The sequence below is a fragment of the Cryobacterium sp. TMT2-14 genome, from assembly GCF_004402465.1.
GTDB lineage: Bacteria > Actinomycetota > Actinomycetes > Actinomycetales > Microbacteriaceae > Cryobacterium > Cryobacterium sandaracinum.
Window position 1 is genome coordinate 12,744 of record NZ_SOFV01000033.1, and the last position, 15,250, is coordinate 27,993.

The 15,250-nt window shown below is 67.8% G+C and carries 14 protein-coding genes and 1 riboswitch; of the genes, 7 read left to right on the forward strand and 7 right to left on the reverse strand.

Features of this window, described 5'->3' with window-relative positions; genetic code table 11:
• Positions 1–97 precede the first annotated feature (97 nt).
• Both menC and rraA read left to right on the forward strand, forming a co-directional pair.
• A complete protein-coding gene (menC, locus tag E3O28_RS11885) occupies positions 98–1,207 on the forward strand; it encodes an o-succinylbenzoate synthase (RefSeq protein ID WP_134416154.1) in 1,110 nt (369 codons plus the stop codon).
• Positions 1,208–1,306: 99 nt separating this feature from the next.
• On the forward strand, positions 1,307–1,771 hold the full coding sequence (rraA, locus tag E3O28_RS11890; RefSeq protein WP_104099347.1) for a ribonuclease E activity regulator RraA: 465 nt from the start codon (positions 1,307–1,309) through the stop codon (positions 1,769–1,771).
• A 267-nt stretch (positions 1,772–2,038) separates the two neighbouring features.
• Here rraA and E3O28_RS11895 read toward each other — a convergent pair whose 3' ends face one another.
• Positions 2,039–2,629, reverse strand: coding sequence for a hypothetical protein (locus E3O28_RS11895; RefSeq protein WP_134342168.1), 591 nt, complete (start codon positions 2,627–2,629; stop codon positions 2,039–2,041).
• 168 nt (positions 2,630–2,797) lie between these two features.
• Here E3O28_RS11895 and E3O28_RS11900 point away from each other — a divergent pair, with 168 nt between their 5' ends.
• Both E3O28_RS11900 and E3O28_RS11905 read left to right on the forward strand, forming a co-directional pair.
• A complete protein-coding gene (locus E3O28_RS11900) occupies positions 2,798–3,655 on the forward strand; it encodes an SDR family oxidoreductase (protein ID WP_134401112.1) in 858 nt (285 codons plus the stop codon).
• A 138-nt stretch (positions 3,656–3,793) separates the two neighbouring features.
• Positions 3,794–4,594: a nuclease-related domain-containing protein gene (locus E3O28_RS11905; RefSeq protein ID WP_134416156.1), complete on the forward strand. Its 801-nt coding sequence runs from the start codon at positions 3,794–3,796 to the stop codon at positions 4,592–4,594.
• 28 nt (positions 4,595–4,622) lie between these two features.
• Here the strand turns inward: E3O28_RS11905 and E3O28_RS16385 are convergent, their stop codons facing one another.
• Positions 4,623–4,793, reverse strand: coding sequence for a hypothetical protein (locus tag E3O28_RS16385; RefSeq protein ID WP_166784810.1), 171 nt, complete (start codon positions 4,791–4,793; stop codon positions 4,623–4,625).
• Positions 4,794–4,909: 116 nt separating this feature from the next.
• On the opposite strand from E3O28_RS16385, the gene E3O28_RS11910 reads away from it, so the two are divergent.
• Both E3O28_RS11910 and E3O28_RS11915 read left to right on the forward strand, forming a co-directional pair.
• A complete protein-coding gene (locus tag E3O28_RS11910; RefSeq protein WP_166784811.1) occupies positions 4,910–5,701 on the forward strand; it encodes a nuclease-related domain-containing protein in 792 nt (263 codons plus the stop codon).
• Between the two features lie 158 nt (positions 5,702–5,859).
• A complete protein-coding gene (locus E3O28_RS11915; protein WP_134342163.1) occupies positions 5,860–7,821 on the forward strand; it encodes a hypothetical protein in 1,962 nt (653 codons plus the stop codon).
• Between the two features lie 207 nt (positions 7,822–8,028).
• Here the strand turns inward: E3O28_RS11915 and E3O28_RS11920 are convergent, their stop codons facing one another.
• The 4 genes from E3O28_RS11920 to E3O28_RS11930 all read right to left on the reverse strand — a co-directional run bounded on the left by E3O28_RS11920 (position 8,029) and on the right by E3O28_RS11930 (position 11,412).
• Entirely contained in the window at positions 8,029–8,466 is a 438-nt protein-coding gene (locus E3O28_RS11920; RefSeq protein ID WP_134416160.1) for a hypothetical protein, read from the reverse strand.
• Positions 8,467–8,738: 272 nt separating this feature from the next.
• A riboswitch (cyclic di-GMP riboswitch) is annotated at positions 8,739–8,812 on the forward strand.
• A gap of 868 nt (positions 8,813–9,680) precedes the next feature.
• Positions 9,681–10,100 (reverse strand): ice-binding family protein, encoded by a 420-nt coding sequence (locus tag E3O28_RS16715; RefSeq protein ID WP_198411571.1) that lies wholly within the window; start codon positions 10,098–10,100, stop codon positions 9,681–9,683.
• A 35-nt stretch (positions 10,101–10,135) separates the two neighbouring features.
• On the reverse strand, positions 10,136–10,483 hold the full coding sequence (locus tag E3O28_RS16720) for a hypothetical protein (RefSeq protein WP_198411572.1): 348 nt from the start codon (positions 10,481–10,483) through the stop codon (positions 10,136–10,138).
• A gap of 296 nt (positions 10,484–10,779) precedes the next feature.
• Positions 10,780–11,412: a vWA domain-containing protein gene (locus tag E3O28_RS11930; protein ID WP_104099355.1), complete on the reverse strand. Its 633-nt coding sequence runs from the start codon at positions 11,410–11,412 to the stop codon at positions 10,780–10,782.
• 593 nt (positions 11,413–12,005) lie between these two features.
• On the opposite strand from E3O28_RS11930, the gene ppsA reads away from it, so the two are divergent.
• Positions 12,006–14,396, forward strand: coding sequence for a phosphoenolpyruvate synthase (gene ppsA / locus E3O28_RS11935; protein WP_104099138.1), 2,391 nt, complete (start codon positions 12,006–12,008; stop codon positions 14,394–14,396).
• A gap of 135 nt (positions 14,397–14,531) precedes the next feature.
• Here ppsA and E3O28_RS11940 read toward each other — a convergent pair whose 3' ends face one another.
• Positions 14,532–14,918, reverse strand: coding sequence for a hypothetical protein (locus E3O28_RS11940; protein WP_134401106.1), 387 nt, complete (start codon positions 14,916–14,918; stop codon positions 14,532–14,534).
• Between the last annotated feature and the right edge of the window lie 332 nt (positions 14,919–15,250).

A 15,250-nucleotide genomic window follows, 5' to 3' on the forward strand; every position in this document is an offset into this window, starting at 1 on the left:
GCGGCACCGAAAAACCAGCCTCGGGCAGTACTCTCATCGAAGCACTCGCCTCGGGGAGACCGCCTCCGCGGGGCACCCTCGCACCGAAGGAACTGTCATGAAAATCGAGAACATCGAACTGCGGCGCGTGCACATTCCCCTCGTGCGGCCCTTCCGCACCTCGTTCGGCACGTCGACCGAGCGGGCGGTCACGATCGTGCGGGTGACCACCGCGGATGCCGAGGGCTGGGCCGAGTGCGCCGCCGATACGAGTCCGCTTTACAGCTCGGAGTTCCTCGACGGCAGCGACGTCGTGATTCGCGACCACCTGATCCCGAGGCTGCAGGCGCTCGGCGACCGGCTCACCGCCGAACGCGTCGCCGGGGCCGTGGAGCCGGTGAAGGGGCACGCGATGTCCAAGGCCGCGCTGGAAACGGCCATCCTCGACGCGCAGCTGAAGGAGGCCGACATCTCGTTCGGCGGCTACCTCGGCGCCGTGCGCGACACGGTGCCGGCCGGTGTGTCGGTGGGCATCATGGACTCGATCGACGAGCTGCTCGAGGCCGTGGCCGGCTACCTGGAGGAGGGCTACCTTCGGATCAAGCTCAAGATCGAGCCCGGTTGGGACCTCGAGCCGGTGCGTGCCGTGCGCGAGCGCTTCGGCGAGGAGCTGCTGCTGCAGGTCGACGCGAACACCGCATATACCCTCGCGGATGCCCGTCACCTCGCCCGGCTCGACCCATTCGACCTGCTCCTGGTGGAGCAGCCGCTGAAGGAGGACGACCTGCTCGGCCACGCCAACCTGGCGAAACGGATCAGAACCCCCATCTGCCTCGACGAGTCGATCGAATCGGCCCGGGATGCGGCCACTGCCATCACCCTCGGTGCCTGCAGCATCATCAACGTCAAGCCGGCGCGGGTGGGCGGCTACCTGGAGGCCCGTCGCATCCACGATGTGGCGGCCGCGCACGGTGTGCCCGTCTGGTGCGGCGGAATGCTTGAAACCGGAATCGGCCGGGCGGCGAATGTGGCCCTGGCCGGGCTGCCGAACTTCGTGCTGCCGGGGGACACCTCGGCCTCCAGCCGATACTACGAACAGGACCTGACCGCGCCGTTCGTGCTCGAGAACGGGCACCTGCGCGTTCCCACGGGACCGGGCATCGGCGTGGAGGTGCTGACCGATGTGCTGGCCGGCGTCACGGCATCCGTCACTGACATCAGATTTTAGACCTGACGGCTGACGGATGTCCCGCAGCGCAGCGAGCTTGAGCGAGCAGCTAGCCTGAGGGAGAAAGCCTGCACCGCACCGGACCCCTGGAGGACACCAATGCTGTTGACCGCCGACCTGTACGACCAGCGCGGGGAAGACCTGCAATCCGTTTCGCTCCAGTTCCTGAACCTGGGTGGCCTCGCCCGGTTCAGCGGCCCGATCCGCACCGTGACCTGCTTCGAGGACAACGCCCTGCTCAAGTCGGTGCTGTCGACGCCCGCCGCCGGCGAGGTGCTCGTCATCGACGGCGGCGGCTCGCTGAATACGGCGCTGATGGGCGACATGATCGCCGACCTCGCGGTGCAGAACGGCTGGGCCGGCGTGGTGATCAACGGTGCGATCCGCGACCGGGTGGCCATCGGAGGGATGCCGCTGGGCGTGAAGGCCCTCGGCAGCAACCCGCGCAAGAGCTCGAAGGCCGGCGCTGGAGTCACGGATGCCGTCGCCCGGTTCGCCGGCGTGACGTTCACCCCCGGCCGCACGATCTACTGCGACGAAGACGGGATCCTCGTCGAGCGGTGACGCCCAGCGGACGCGACACAGCACGCGCCCGGGCAAGACGCGCGGCGCCACCCGAGGAACCTCACTCAGGTGGAGCCGCTGGTGCGGGGGGCCGACGTCATTGTTGTTCGTTCTGAGTACGCAATTTCAGACCTACTCGGCAACGGTACTTCGTCACCGGTCACCTTGTCACCATCTGCGAGCTAACGATTCGTACCGGCCGGGCGGCGCAGCGCCGCCCGGGCCGGCGACCTCGGCGCAGCTCGGCGCAGCTCGGCTCAGCGCGGCTCAGCGCGGCGTCGGGCGGTTGGCGCTCACGACCTGGCTGCGCTCGGTGAGCTCGACGACGCGCTGCGTGCCGTCGTCGAGGGTGACCTCCACCTCGAAGGCGTGGTCGAGCGCTCTGCTGCGGCGGAAGTCCGTCACGGTGCCACTGCCGACCTCGGCCAGGGCCGCCTGGCCGGCAGTCGTGCGGTCGACGCTTGCGAGTTCCGCAGCGGTCAGCACGCGGGGTTCGGCCACGGATGCCGCGTCGCCGCTCCAGCTGGGTGCGCTCACCCACACGACGGTGAAGGTCTCATCGAGCTGAACCGCGACCTCGACGCCGTTCGGAAGTCGGGTGTCGACCGTGTAGGACTCGGAAAGCGCGTGAGACTCGGCGGGGCCGCGCTGGGCATCCGTCACCGTGGCTGGCCCGACCTCGGTCAGGGCCGCGCGACTCGCACGCGCCAGCTCGGTGTCGGTCAGGGTGGTCTCGTCGTCGCCGAGACCCGTGGCGGCCGCGATTCCGGCGGCACCGGCACCCACGGCGACCGTGGCGGCCACCGCAGCCGCGATCCAGGTTGACTGTCGGATTCCGGGCACCCTGATTGCATTCACACCCCCAGTCTGGGGGACTCCGGGCGGCTTGGATGCCACCGTTCCTGCCGCCGCGCCCTCCACCGTGTCAATTTGCCTTAGTGGCTAAACTAAATGCATCCGACGAAAGGTGTGACTCATGTCCGGCTCCTCTCCCACCCCGGCTCGCGATGACTCCACGGGCATCTGATGGGCAGCATCCTCGTCACCGGTGCCTCCGGAACCGTCGGCCGGGCCGTGGCCGCGGCGCTCGCGTCCACCGGCGAGAGCGTCATCTCCGCGGTACGGAACCCGGCCGGCTCCGAATTCGCCCTGGACCCGCCGGCCGGCACACCCCGTGCCTTCGATTTCTCCGACCCGACCGGGTGGGCCGGCGCCTTCGCCGGAGTCGACCGGCTGTTCCTGCTGCGCCCGCCCGCGATCGCGAACGTGGCGGACACCCTGATCCCGGTGATCGACACGGCGCTGGCGCACGGCATCCGCCAGATCGTCTTTCTCTCCCTGCAGGGTGTTCAGTTCAACCCGGCCACTCCCCACCACGCCGTGGAGAAGCACCTGCGGCGTCAGCGGGCCCCGTACACGTTTTTGAGACCGAACTTCTTCATGCAGAATTTGTCGACCGTGTACCGTGACGGCATCCGGGAGCGCGGCGAGATCTATCTTCCGGCGGCCAGGGCGCGCACCGCATTCGTCGACGCCCGTGACATCGGGCGCGTCGCCGCGCGGGTGTTCACCGAGCCGGGGCACCTCGGCAGTGCCTACACGCTGTCGGGCGAGCAGTCGCTGGATTACTACCAGGTGGCGGACATCCTCTCGGAGGTGCTCGGGTGGCGCATCGTTTATGCGCGGCCGAGCGTCGACGACTACCTCTCCCGGTTGGCCGAGCAGGGCGCAGAGGCCGACTTCATCGCCGTGCAGAAGATGATCTACCGGGTGGTGCGCCTGGGGGTTTCCGCGTGCCCGAACCGGGTGATCCGGCGGCTCTCGGGCGATCCGGCAACCACCTTCCGGCAGTTCGCCACAGACCACCGCGACGTCTGGTCGTAGGCCGCACCGGTACCCGCATCGGCACCGGCATCGCGGGCGAACCCGGTGCGCCAGTCGCCACGCCGTCGACACCCCCCTTCGGGGACTGCGTGCTCCCCGTCCCCAGTCGCTAGATTCGAGTCAGCAAAGGGGATTGCGATGACGGTGGACAGTGCCACGATGCAGGAGAGCCTCGCGGCGCTGTCAGTCACCGAGCAGCTGCTGCGGGTTCAGGGGAGCGTGCCCCGACGGTCGCGGTTCGCGGGGTTCTTCGGTCTATCCCCGCACGGCGCTGACAGCGTGTCCTGGTATCTCGGGGCCAAAGGAGAGATTGTGGTGGGCTCCATCCTGGCGACGCTGCCACCCGAGTGGACGGCGTTGCGCGCCGTGCCCGTCGGCTCCGCGACCGCCGAGATCGACCACCTCGTGGTCGGACCCGGCGGAATCTTCACGATCACCACGAAGCACCACCCGAGCAATGACATCCGTGTCGCTCGGGACACACTGCGGGTCGACGGCGAGTCCGTGCCGTATTTGCACAACGCCGCATCCGAGGCCGAGCGCGTCACGAGCCTGGTGCGAGAACGGATGCCGCTGGTCGCGCCCGTGCAGCCCGTGATCGTGTTCGTAGACCCTCGGCTGCTCACCATCGAGCAGAAGCCCGAGCAGGTCAAAGTGCTCGACGCGGACGAACTGCGCCGGTGGCTGGTCAGGCTCCACCCCGTGCTGTCGGCCGGTGAGGTGCAGGAGGTGGCGGACCTTCTCGACAGCCCGCACGTGTGGCACGTGCTGCCGGACACCACCCCCGATGATGTGCGCGAGCGGTTCACGGCGCTCGATACGCGGGTGCGATCGGCCGGCATCCGACGGATGCTGTGGGTCCTGTTCGCCGCGGCGGGCGCCATCGCGGCCGGTTACGTCGTGTTCCGGCTCATCGAAGCCGCGCTCGCGACGGCCTGAGCCAGAACGACGCTCCCGAAGCGGGGGCCTACTCGGGCAGGCGGCGGCGGACCTCGTCCGTCAGCGCGTCGAGCGCGGTGCAGATGGCCACCAGAGACTCCTCCACCCCGCGGGGTGTCGCGGCATCCTCTTTGATCGTGTTGATGTGGGTTTCGAGCAGCCCGAGCTGAGTTTGCACGACCTTCATGTTGTTTACCATCCGACCATCGTAGGTGGCCGGTTCGGGCCCGTCCCCAAAGGGAGTGCCACCCGTTGGGGTGAGCCGTTACAATCGACGGTGGGGGATCAGAAAAGATGACGTTGGAAAGTACCAGAATGCGCCAGCGCTTCGCGGCCCAATTCATGATCGAAAAGCTGCTGCGCGAGCAGAGCGGCACTCCTCCACGAACCCTGTGGGCCCGGTTTCTGGGGCGTTCCCCGCTCGGCGTGAACTGTGAGGGCTGGTACCTGGGCGCCCAGGGCGAGATCGTGGTCGGCGAAAAGTTGGCGACGTTGTCGCCGGAGTGGGCGGTCTTCCACGCGCTGCCGATCGGCGGACACGGCTGGGACATCGACCACGTGCTGGTGGGCCCCGGCGGCGTCATCACCATCAACACCAAACAGCACCGCCGCCAGCGCGTGCTCGTGGAGGAACGCAGCGTTCTGGTCGACAGTCGGCCGGTGCCCTACCTGCGTCACGCGAAATTCGAGGCGGAACGGGTCACGACGCTGCTGGAAGACCGCCGTCCGCTCCCGATTCCCGTGATTCCCCTGGTCGTCCTCGTCGGTGCGCGCAGCATCGACGTGCGGTCAGCGCCGGTGCCGGTGACGGTTCTCGATGCCGCCGAGCTCGTTCCGTGGCTGACGTCCCTGCCGATCGTGCTGGGCCCGGCGGATCGTCTGCGCGTCATTGAACTGCTCGACGACCCCGACATGTGGATCGATGTGCCGCTGGGTTCCGGCGAGGGCCTGATCGAAAGTTTCTCTCGGCTCGACTCCGAGGTGCGCGCCGCCGCTCTGCAGCGCACGGTGCTGTTGCCGCTCGAGCTGGCGGTGGCAGCGGTGGCCGCCTTCATCGTGCTGAACTCGGCGATGACGTTGGTCGTGGGGATACTCGCGTCCCCGTGAACCCCCGCGACAACCCCCGCGACAGACCCCGTGAGACCATCGGAAAAAACATGATTTCGGGCTTCCTACACCCTGAACCTTAACGCTCGGGGTCATTCTCACAGGCGACAGGCGTACCCTCGTCACACAGCCTCTCACGAAGGCTGGAAGGGGAGTCAGTGGTGTACATCCGCGTGGAGACCAGCGTCGCGGTGCAACAACTCGCCAACGGTCTGCACGATGCGGGCCGAGATCGTCCTTGGGTTGTGGTGTCGTCGCCGTTCGGCACCAGCCTGCCCGAAATCGGAATCGACCAACTCGCCGGCCAGATCGGCGACGTCGCGCGCGTCTTCCTGATCGAGACGGGCGAGCTCACCCGCCAGCTCGGCGATCTGCTCCCGGCCCAGTTCCAGGTCTACGGCAGCGCCGGCCGTTCCTTCCCCGTCGGCGACGCGTTCGCCGACCTGGCCCGTTCCCGGCTTCGGTTCACGCACGGCGACCCGCAACACGCCACCGATCAGCTGGTGACGGATGCCCTCGCCCACGCGCATCAGGCCGGCCTCTTCGCGCTCGCCCCGGCATCCGTCATCACCGTGGACGGCACCGTCAAGGGGTTCATGCTGGGCGGTTCCCGGGCCCTGGTCGAACTCGACGGCGGCGGCATGGCCACCGTCTGGCAGGAGCTGACCTACCCGCCGGTACCCCTCGACTGGACTTTGCAGACCGGTCAGCGCATCCAGGGCGCGCTCGACGCACCCACCCATCGTCTCAATGTCGAGATCAAGCCGCCCTCCGTGGCCACGATCGCGAAGCGCTACCCGCACGGCAGCATCACGCTCGCTCTGGTGCAGAAAGTCAGTGCGCAGCGGGCGGTTCTGGCCCTGCACCCGCACCTGGCGCTCACGATCACCCGGGCCGATATCTCGGCCAACTCGCTTGACAAGGTCGATGCCCTGCTCTCCGAGGGTGACGTCGTGGCGGCCCGGGTCATCCACCTGCCGAGCGGCGCCCTGCACCTGTGCCTGAGCGACGTCGACGACGACGAAACCGTTCTGCCGTCGCTGTGTGCCGTGCGGAATGGACCTCCCTGGCTGCAGGAAAATCGTCCGCTGCTGCCTCAGGTCGAGGAAGACGCAGGCGCCGCCGCAGTGGTCGAACTCGACAGCCAGTCCGCGCTCGTGGGTGCCTCCGCATCGGCCCGCCGCGCCGCGGGGGTCGCCCGTATCGGCATTTCCGGTGGTTCCGGCGTTTCCGGTGCTGCCGGGGTGTTCGATGCGGCCGGCGTCTCCGGGGTCACGGTCCTGATCACAGCAGGCCCGACATCGGACCGCCTTCACCCGCGCCCATCGCCGGGGCCGGGCCGCGTGCACGCCCTGCGTCCGGTTACAACGGGGGCCACCCCGTTCCGGGTCACGCCCACGCCCATTCCCGCGCCACACTCCGCGCTGCAATCGACCCAGCTGTCCCTCGCCGAGGCGAAGTCCCGCATCGTGCGTCTCGAGAACCAGCTTTCCGAGGCCGGCGCCACCGATTCCGACCTCGCCAAACTGCGCGAGCAGGCCCGCTCCGCACAGTTGCAACTGCGCGATGCCCTCGTCGAACTCGCCACCCTGCGCCACACGGTCGCGGAGCTGCGCGACGACCAGCGGGCCCAACGACGGATGCTGCGCGAATCCCGCCGCACCGTCCCCACCCACTCCGCGGTCAGCGAATACGAGTCGCGGCGAGCCGCCTGGGAGGAACCCTCCGGCTGGGTGCGGCATGAGATCCTCCTCGCCTGGGTCGACCGGGTTCCGGAATCGGACCGCGAGGAATGGAAGCTGCCGCACAGTTACGTGCTGGGGGAGCGGTTCACCGAATCTCTCGCCGGGCTCGACGACGGCCAGCTGGCCAAGGCGTTCAAGGCATCCGTCGACGTGCTCACCGGCCGGGTGAAGACCCTCAAGGGGCGGCACCTGCACGCGCTGCGCCAAGGCGCAGGGCCGGCCGACCCGCACCTGCTGCGCTGGGACGGCGCCCGCTGCATGCGCGTCTCGATCGAGCAGAACACCCCCGCCGCGCGCCGAATGCACTTCTGGCAGCTCCCGGATGGCGGCATCGAGCTGGGCCGCATCGTCACCCACGACGACATGGAAGCCTAGGCCTCGACTGGGACGGACTGCATCCAGCCCCTCGTCCGGACGGATTCCTACCCGTTGGTGCACGGGGGTCACGGCGTCACCGGCACTCTGCCGACAGTGTTGGATGACGTCATTGAGGCCGACGCGGGTCAACCCGCAGCAGGGGTCGACCCGCAGCGTGAGTCGACCGCAGCGTGGTTCGACCGCAGCAGGGAGCCCCGAGCCGGCCTAACCCAGCGCCGCCAGCGCCGACCCGTATTTCACCGCGAGCCTCTTCTGCGCGCTCGCGTCCAACTGTTCCACCCGCCAGGGCTCCAGGTTGTCGGCGATGTCGGCGCGCTTCACGGCGAGAGCGATTGGGTTGGCGCGAATGCCGGCGTAGTAGTCGGCGTCGCTGACGGCATCCGTTCTGGTGAGCACCGTGACGGCCACGACCACACCGCCAGGGATGCCCGCTTTGAGCAGGTCGTGGCGGGTGATGTTCGAGTCTTCGAGCACATCGTGCAGCCAGGCGGTGGCCTGCTCGAGGGGATCGTTGAGGCGCTCGGAAACGCGACGGGGATGGTCGATGTAGGCGGTGCCGAGCTTGTCGACCTGGCCCAAATGTGCGGTTGTGGCGATTGTTTTTGCCGCGGCGACGTAGGTATCGCCTGTGGTGACCGTCATGGAGACCCCCCTCTTAGCACTACAACAGAGCAGTGTGAGCGGCTCCGCCCACAACTGCAACGTTAGCCCGGGCCTTCGCCCGTTGCTAGGAGTTCGGCGCCGGGAAAGCGCGCCTCGGCATCCGTCACCCCGAGTCTGTGCCGGACGCACCCCTCGATTTGGGGGGCCCTCGAGCGGCGAAAATTTTAGCCTCGCCGGTTGCGCGCCGAACCTGGCTGATAGGTTTCTCTCAGGTGACCGACTGGTCGCTGGAGAGACGGTCACCTTCACGTCAATCGCAAGGGCACACCCGTCGTGAGGCGGGGTCGCAAAGGCACGGAACCCTCGGGTCAGCCGGCCTACCGAATGAAAAGGAACCGCCCCAGATGAACCTCACCTCCCTCGAGGCCGACACCAGATGCGGCCGTTCAGCCTCGTCTCTGTCGTCTCGTGGCGCGGTGGACACACCTCCGTTTTGTCGTCCCCTTGGGTAGGCGCACGACTGTAACGGTGGAAGCCGGGCGAGATTAGGGATCTCGTCCTGATCTGGCAGTGCGATCGGGAATCGATTCGGGTTCGGTTCCCGATCGCATGCTTGTTTCACACCCTGGCACGGCCCGCGCTGAGAAGCCCGGCTCGTCGATCCGAGAACGACTGACTCACCCGGGAACACCACTCTCAATGACTGCACCGACGCAGGCACTGAACCGCACATATGCAGAATCAAGGACCGGTAACAGAACCCGCCGCCGAGCACCTCCGTGCACGCCGGGCCCCTCCCGGTCAACCGGGCCTCTTCGCCGCTCCGATCGCCGAGGCTGGAAGGTTGTGGCGGCCCCGCCGCTGACCCGGCGGGTCACCGCGCCCAGGCTCGTGCTCGGACTGTTCAACCTGCGCTGCTGCTGCGCTGGTGCTGCTGCGCTGCTGCGCGGGTGCTGCGCCGCTGCGCCCGTGGCGCGCCTCCAGCGCAGCGGAGTAAAACCCGCGCGGGGTTCCGACGCCGCCCGTGAGCCGCCCATCGGCATCCGTCGTGAGCGGAGCCGGTGCGTTCGTGGCTAACTCAGGAGATGCGGGCGGATGCTGCCCGGCAGCCCCGGAAACGCGGGAAAGTTTCGGCCGCGGTGGCGGTTTCTCCTGAGTTGGCCACACTCGCGCGGGCGGCTGTGGACTGGTGCCCGAGAATCGGGCGACGACGGATGCCGCCGAACCGGTTCCCGAATACGGCCGACCGGTGGTTACAGGGCCGGCTTCGTCACAGAGTTGCTCTGCAACGTGACGGCGGTCTGGGCCAGCAACCGGCCGGTGATCGACGCGCCGGTCTTCATCGCGATCATGGTCTTGCTCAGGATCGTGCCCTCGAAGTGCGCGGTGGTGCCGACCGAGACTGAACCGGCGGTCTGCCAGTACGCGTTCTTGGTCTGCACTCCGCCGAGCAGGGTCACGTTCTTGGCCGAGGCCTGGTCGATGTTGCCGGCGATCTGGGACACGAAGACGTCGTCCGGGCCGCCGGTGAGGCGCACATCACTGGAGATGGTCACGTCGGTGTTCCACTTGTAGAGGCCGGGCTTGAGCGTGAGACCGCCGAATTCGCCGGCACCCAGGTCGATGAAGTCAGGGTTCGTGCGCCCAGCCGCGTCGGAATAGGCGATTTCCATGTCACCGACGGATGTCCTCAGGAAGCTCGGGTCCGTCACCGTGCACGTCGGACCGGCGGCGTCGACAGTGAAATGGTGCCGGTCATGACCTCAGGGCAGGTCAGCAGCACCGCGTCGCCGGTGATCGGGCTGGCCCCGACGTTGCCGTTGACTGCGGATGCGTAGACGTTCGTCACGCCGGTCTTCGACAGGATCGCGAAGGAGTCCGCCGTGCCGAGCTCGACCGGACTCTGGGGGAGTGAGCCGGCGACGGCCGCTCCGCCCAGTCCGGCGCCGCCGACGCCGACCACGGCGACGACGACAAGCAGTGCCAGAACCCGCTTCCGGGCCGTGGATGCGCGGGCTAGGGAAGTGCCGACGGATGATTCGTAGAAGTGGAACATGGTGGTACTACCTGTCGCCAGTCCCGCACGATGCGGGTCTGGGACAGGGCCGCTGTGGGAGCGGTCCCCGACGCTACACGTCGGGTTTCTTCGCGCCGGCAGGGCCTATCAGGGCCGACTTCACCCCGAATAGAGCCCCCGGTCCCACGGCAAGCGGGCGTCCTCCACGCACACCATCGCACGCCCCACGGGACCGCTTCCAACGAATCGAATCTGTCTGAATCCGGGACTAGGGGCAGTTTTCACGCACTCCGCCAACAGGGGTTCCGGCCTCCTGAACTTCACCCAATCGTTGCCTACACGCCATCACCTCCGGCTTCGATGCGCTCCTCGAAGGTGAAGCCGCGCTTCTCCTTCTTGCGCACATCCGTCACGTAGCGACCGAGGTTCGCGCTCATCGCGGCGACCTCACCCGACGCGGCAGCGAAGGTCATGGAGCTGGCGGAGTCGAAGCCGAGTGCGGCCCCGGTGAGCACGGCGTCCTGGTTGGCGCCGAGGAACACGAAGTCCCAGCTGTACGATTCGGTCTGCCGGTTGATCAGCGCGCGCACGGCATCCGCGGAGTATTCGCTGCTCGAGTTCTCGCCGCCGTCGGTCACGACCACGACCTGCACGGTGCCGGGACGCGCGTGCTCGGGCAGCACCCGCAGCGTCTCGCCGAACTCCGTGACGGCGATGCCGATCGCATCGTGCAGCGCCGTCATGCCGCGCGGGTCGAGCTCGACGGTGATATCGCTCGGGTCGGCGAGGGTGTGGGTGTGCTCGATTTCGTCGTCGAAGGTCACGATATCCACGGTGAGCAGGCCTGGCTCGGCGGCCTGTGCGGCAAGCATCGCGGTCAGGCCGCCGACCATGTCGTCACGGATGCCGGACATCGAGCCGCTCCGGTCGATCACGAGAAGCAGAGCGGTGTAGTTGGGATCAGTCATCTGTACCTCCTGGTTGAGGCTCCCTCGTGGGGAGTACTTCAGAGTCTCAGGAGCCACTGACAGTGCCGGCGGTGGTGCGGTGGTGCGGTGGTGCCGGCGGCGGTGCGGCAGTGGTGCGGTGCGGTGCGGCAGTGGTGTGGTGCGGCGGTGGTGCCGGCGGCGGTGGTGCGGTGCGGCAGTGGTGCGGTGCGGCGGTGGTGTGGTGCGGCTCTGGCCATCCGCTGCCGAGCTCGACACCTTCGATCGAGTGCGACAGGTCTGCGGGCCGAACTCGACCGGAACTGTCGTTCTCCGCGAGTCCGCAGGCCTGCGGAGCCTGGCAAGCACGGATGCCCGACGTCGAACCAATTCGACGGAGATTCTGGCGAAAATGCGGCTTTCCGGTGTGTTTGGGATGGATTTTGGCAAAATCTCCGTCGAATTCGTTCGGGGCGCGGTTCAACGAGCCGGAGACACTTTCGGGGGGAGTAGGTTGCCATCACGTGGCGCAATCCACGCGGCCACGCGGCCACGCGGCCACGCGGCCGCAGGGCCGTAGAGCCGCAGGGCCGTAGATCACCGGGTCGCAGAACTCACAGAGGGGTGGAAGAACAATGCTCGAGAGCAGTGTGGTGTGGTTCAACGAGATCGGACTGGGTGACATTCCGCAGGTCGGCGGCAAGAACGCGTCGCTGGGCGAGATGGTCCGTGCCCTCAGCGACGATGGCGTGAAGGTGCCCGACGGATTCGCGACGACCGCGAACGCCTATCGCGCGTTCATCGCGGCGAACGGGATCGAGCCGGCACTGCGGCGCCAGCTCGACCTGTTCCACGACGGCCGCGCCTCGCTGCGCGTCACGGGCGAGGCCCTGCGCGAACTGTTCCTGGGGGGTGAGTTTCCCGCGGACATTGCCGACGGCATCCGTGCCTCGTATCGGGAACTGTCGGAGAAGGCCGGGCATCCGAACCTGCCCGTGGCCGTGCGCAGCAGCGCCACCGCCGAAGACCTGCCCGACGCCAGCTTCGCCGGTCAGCAGGAGACGTTCCTCAACGTGACGGGCGAGCGCGATCTGCTCGACGCCTGCCGCCGCTGCTACGCCTCGCTCTTCACCGACCGGGCGATCAGTTACCGCGAGGTCAAGAAATTCGACCACCTCGAGGTGGCGCTCTCGATCGGCGTGCAACAGATGATCCGAGCCGACGTCGGCGGCTCCGGGGTGATGTTCTCCATCGACACCGACACCGGCTTTCCGGGCGTGGCCGTGATCAGCGCCGCCTGGGGGCTCGGCGAAACGGTGGTGCAGGGCACGGTCAATCCCGACAAATACCTGGTGTTCAAGGCACTGCTCGACCAGCCCGACTGCACGCCCATCATTGAGAAAACTCTCGGCGAGAAGGCCCGCAAGATGGTCTACGCCAAGGGCGGCAGCGCCCGCACCCGCACCATCGACACCCCCGATCGGGAGCGACAGGCGTTCGTGCTGACCGACGCGGAGATCGTGAAACTGGGCCGTTGGGCCGTGATCGTGGAGAACCACTACGGCCGGCCGATGGACATGGAATGGGCCAAAGACGGCCTGACCCGCGAACTGTTCCTGGTGCAGGCGCGCCCGGAGACCGTGCACTCGCAGGCGAGCGGCACCCGGTTCACGGTGAGCACCCGGACCGAGACGGGGCCGCTGCTGGTGACCGGGGTCGCGATCGGCGACAGCATCGCGAGCGGCGTGGCCTGCGTGATCAAGGACCCCGCCGACATCGAGAAGTTCGTCGACGGCGCCATCCTGGTCACCGAGATGACCGATCCGGACTGGGTGCCGATCATGACCCGCGCGGCCGGCATCGTCACCGACCACGGCGGTCCCACCAGCCACGCCGCGATCGTCAGCCGCGAGCTGGGCGTGCCGGCCGTCGTCGGCACCGGGATCGCAACCGACACGCTCACGGATGGCCAGATGATCACGATCTCCTGCGCCGAGGGCGACGAGGGCTACGTTTTCGAGGGCAAGCTGGCTTTCGAAACCGAGGAGATCGACCTTGGCACCGTGCCGAAAACCCGCACCAAGGTCATGGTCAATATCGCCAGCCCGGCCGCCGCCTTCGAGTGGTGGCGGTTGCCTGCCGACGGCGTGGGGCTGGCCCGGATGGAATTCATCATCAACAACCTGATCAAGATCCACCCGATGGCGCTCGTTCACCCGGAGCGGGTCACCGACCGGGCCGCCATCCGTCAGATCGAGGAGCTCACCCGGGGATATATGGACCCGAAGGAATACTTCGTGCAAACGCTCGCACTCGGTATCGCGAAGCTGACCGCGCCGTATCATCCTGACCCCGTGATCGTGCGGATGAGCGATTTCAAGACCAACGAATATGCGCACCTGATCGGCGGGTCGGTCTTCGAGCACTCGGAGGAGAACCCGATGCTCGGCTTCCGTGGCGCCTCCCGCTACTATGACGAGCGCTACCGGGAGGGCTTCGCCCTCGAGTGCCGGGCGATCAAGCAGGTGCGGGAGAAGATCGGCTTCGACAACGTGATCGTGATGGTGCCGTTCTGCCGCACCGTGACCGAGGCCGACCGTGTGCTCGCGGTGATGGCGGAGAACGGGCTGGTGCGCGGCGAGTCCGGACTACAGATCTACATGATGTGTGAGATTCCGGCCAATGTGATCCTGGCGGAGCGTTTCGCCACCCGGTTCGACGGCTTCTCGATCGGCTCCAACGACCTTACCCAGCTGGTGCTGGGCGTCGACCGCGACGCCGAGGACCTCGCCGCCCTCTTCGACGAACGCGATGACGCCGTGAAGCAGATGATCCGCGAGGCCATTCAGAAGGCCCACGCCGCCGGGATCAAGATCGGCATTTGCGGGCAGGCGCCGAGCAACTACCCCGACTTCGCGGCCTTTCTGGTGGAGGAGGGCATCGACTCCATCTCGCTCAACCCGGACAGCTTCCTCAAAACGGTGGGCCGAATCGCGCAGGCGGAGCGGGACCACGACACGGCGTAGGAGGGATGCGCCGGACTAGGGACACGCCGTCGGAGGGGCGCGGCGGCAGAGGGCGCTTTGTCGCGCAGGAGAGGCGGCAGCAGAAGACGGATGCCGGTGCGCGGCATCCGTCTTCGTGTGACGTGTTCGATGTGGTTAGCGCTCGGCCTCGTCGAAGTCGTCGAGCACGGCCTGCTCGTATGCGGCCTCGGCGGCTTCCGCCTTCTCACGGGCGTCGGCGACGCGCACGCTGATCTCGTGCTCGGATGTGCGCAATCGTGCGGCCGCCCGCGGGCTGGCCGTGTCGAGCAGGTCCTCGAGGGTGTCGGGGTCGAGGTGCACGGCAGCCAGCGCGTCGACTTCGGACCGGGCGACGGCGGCCGTGCTCCGAAGGATGCGAAGCCTCGATTCCTGCACGAACTTCCGCGAGAGGCGGTCGGTGGCCTCCGCGGGGGTCCGTTCGACGGGAACCATGCTCTGCTCGGACCCGTTCTGGTTGGTGTTGTACCGCTCGGCCCCGTCGCCGCTTTCCGTGTTGCTCATCGTGTCTCCTTTTTTCCGCTGGCAGCCTAGCGCGGCAGGTGTCTGCGGCAAATGGGAGCGGCGGGCGGGGCCTGCGGGGTGCGTGTTGGCGTCGGCGGGGCCACTCCCTCGTGACACTCGACCGCACGTGTCGGTTTCGGCACCGGAGACCCGCTGCTGCGCTGAGAGTCGCCGTTGCTGCCCAGCGTCGCCGGTAGAGCGGCGTCATTGGGCAGAAACGGCGACGCTGGGCGGTTCGCGGACGAGACGGACCGCCGAGTGATCGGAACGCGGCCCGAGGAGACGGCCCGCGCCGCCCGCCCGCGCCGCCCGCCCGCCCGGCCGCGCCGCCC

Coding starts and splice junctions, on each gene's coding strand:
- menC (WP_134416154.1), top strand. CDS start 98: ATGAAAATCGAGAACATCGAACTGCGGCGCGTGCACATTCCCCTCGTG.
- E3O28_RS11900 (WP_134401112.1), top strand. CDS start 2,798: ATGGGCAGCATCCTCGTCACCGGTGCCTCCGGAACCGTCGGCCGGGCC.
- rraA (WP_104099347.1), top strand. CDS start 1,307: ATGCTGTTGACCGCCGACCTGTACGACCAGCGCGGGGAAGACCTGCAA.
- E3O28_RS11930 (WP_104099355.1), bottom strand. CDS start 11,412: ATGACTGATCCCAACTACACCGCTCTGCTTCTCGTGATCGACCGGAGC.
- E3O28_RS16720 (WP_198411572.1), bottom strand. CDS start 10,483: ATGTTCCACTTCTACGAATCATCCGTCGGCACTTCCCTAGCCCGCGCA.
- E3O28_RS11940 (WP_134401106.1), bottom strand. CDS start 14,918: ATGAGCAACACGGAAAGCGGCGACGGGGCCGAGCGGTACAACACCAAC.
- ppsA (WP_104099138.1), top strand. CDS start 12,006: ATGCTCGAGAGCAGTGTGGTGTGGTTCAACGAGATCGGACTGGGTGAC.
- E3O28_RS11920 (WP_134416160.1), bottom strand. CDS start 8,466: ATGACGGTCACCACAGGCGATACCTACGTCGCCGCGGCAAAAACAATC.
- E3O28_RS16385 (WP_166784810.1), bottom strand. CDS start 4,793: ATGGTAAACAACATGAAGGTCGTGCAAACTCAGCTCGGGCTGCTCGAA.
- E3O28_RS11905 (WP_134416156.1), top strand. CDS start 3,794: ATGACGGTGGACAGTGCCACGATGCAGGAGAGCCTCGCGGCGCTGTCA.
- E3O28_RS11910 (WP_166784811.1), top strand. CDS start 4,910: ATGCGCCAGCGCTTCGCGGCCCAATTCATGATCGAAAAGCTGCTGCGC.
- E3O28_RS16715 (WP_198411571.1), bottom strand. CDS start 10,100: ATGGAAATCGCCTATTCCGACGCGGCTGGGCGCACGAACCCTGACTTC.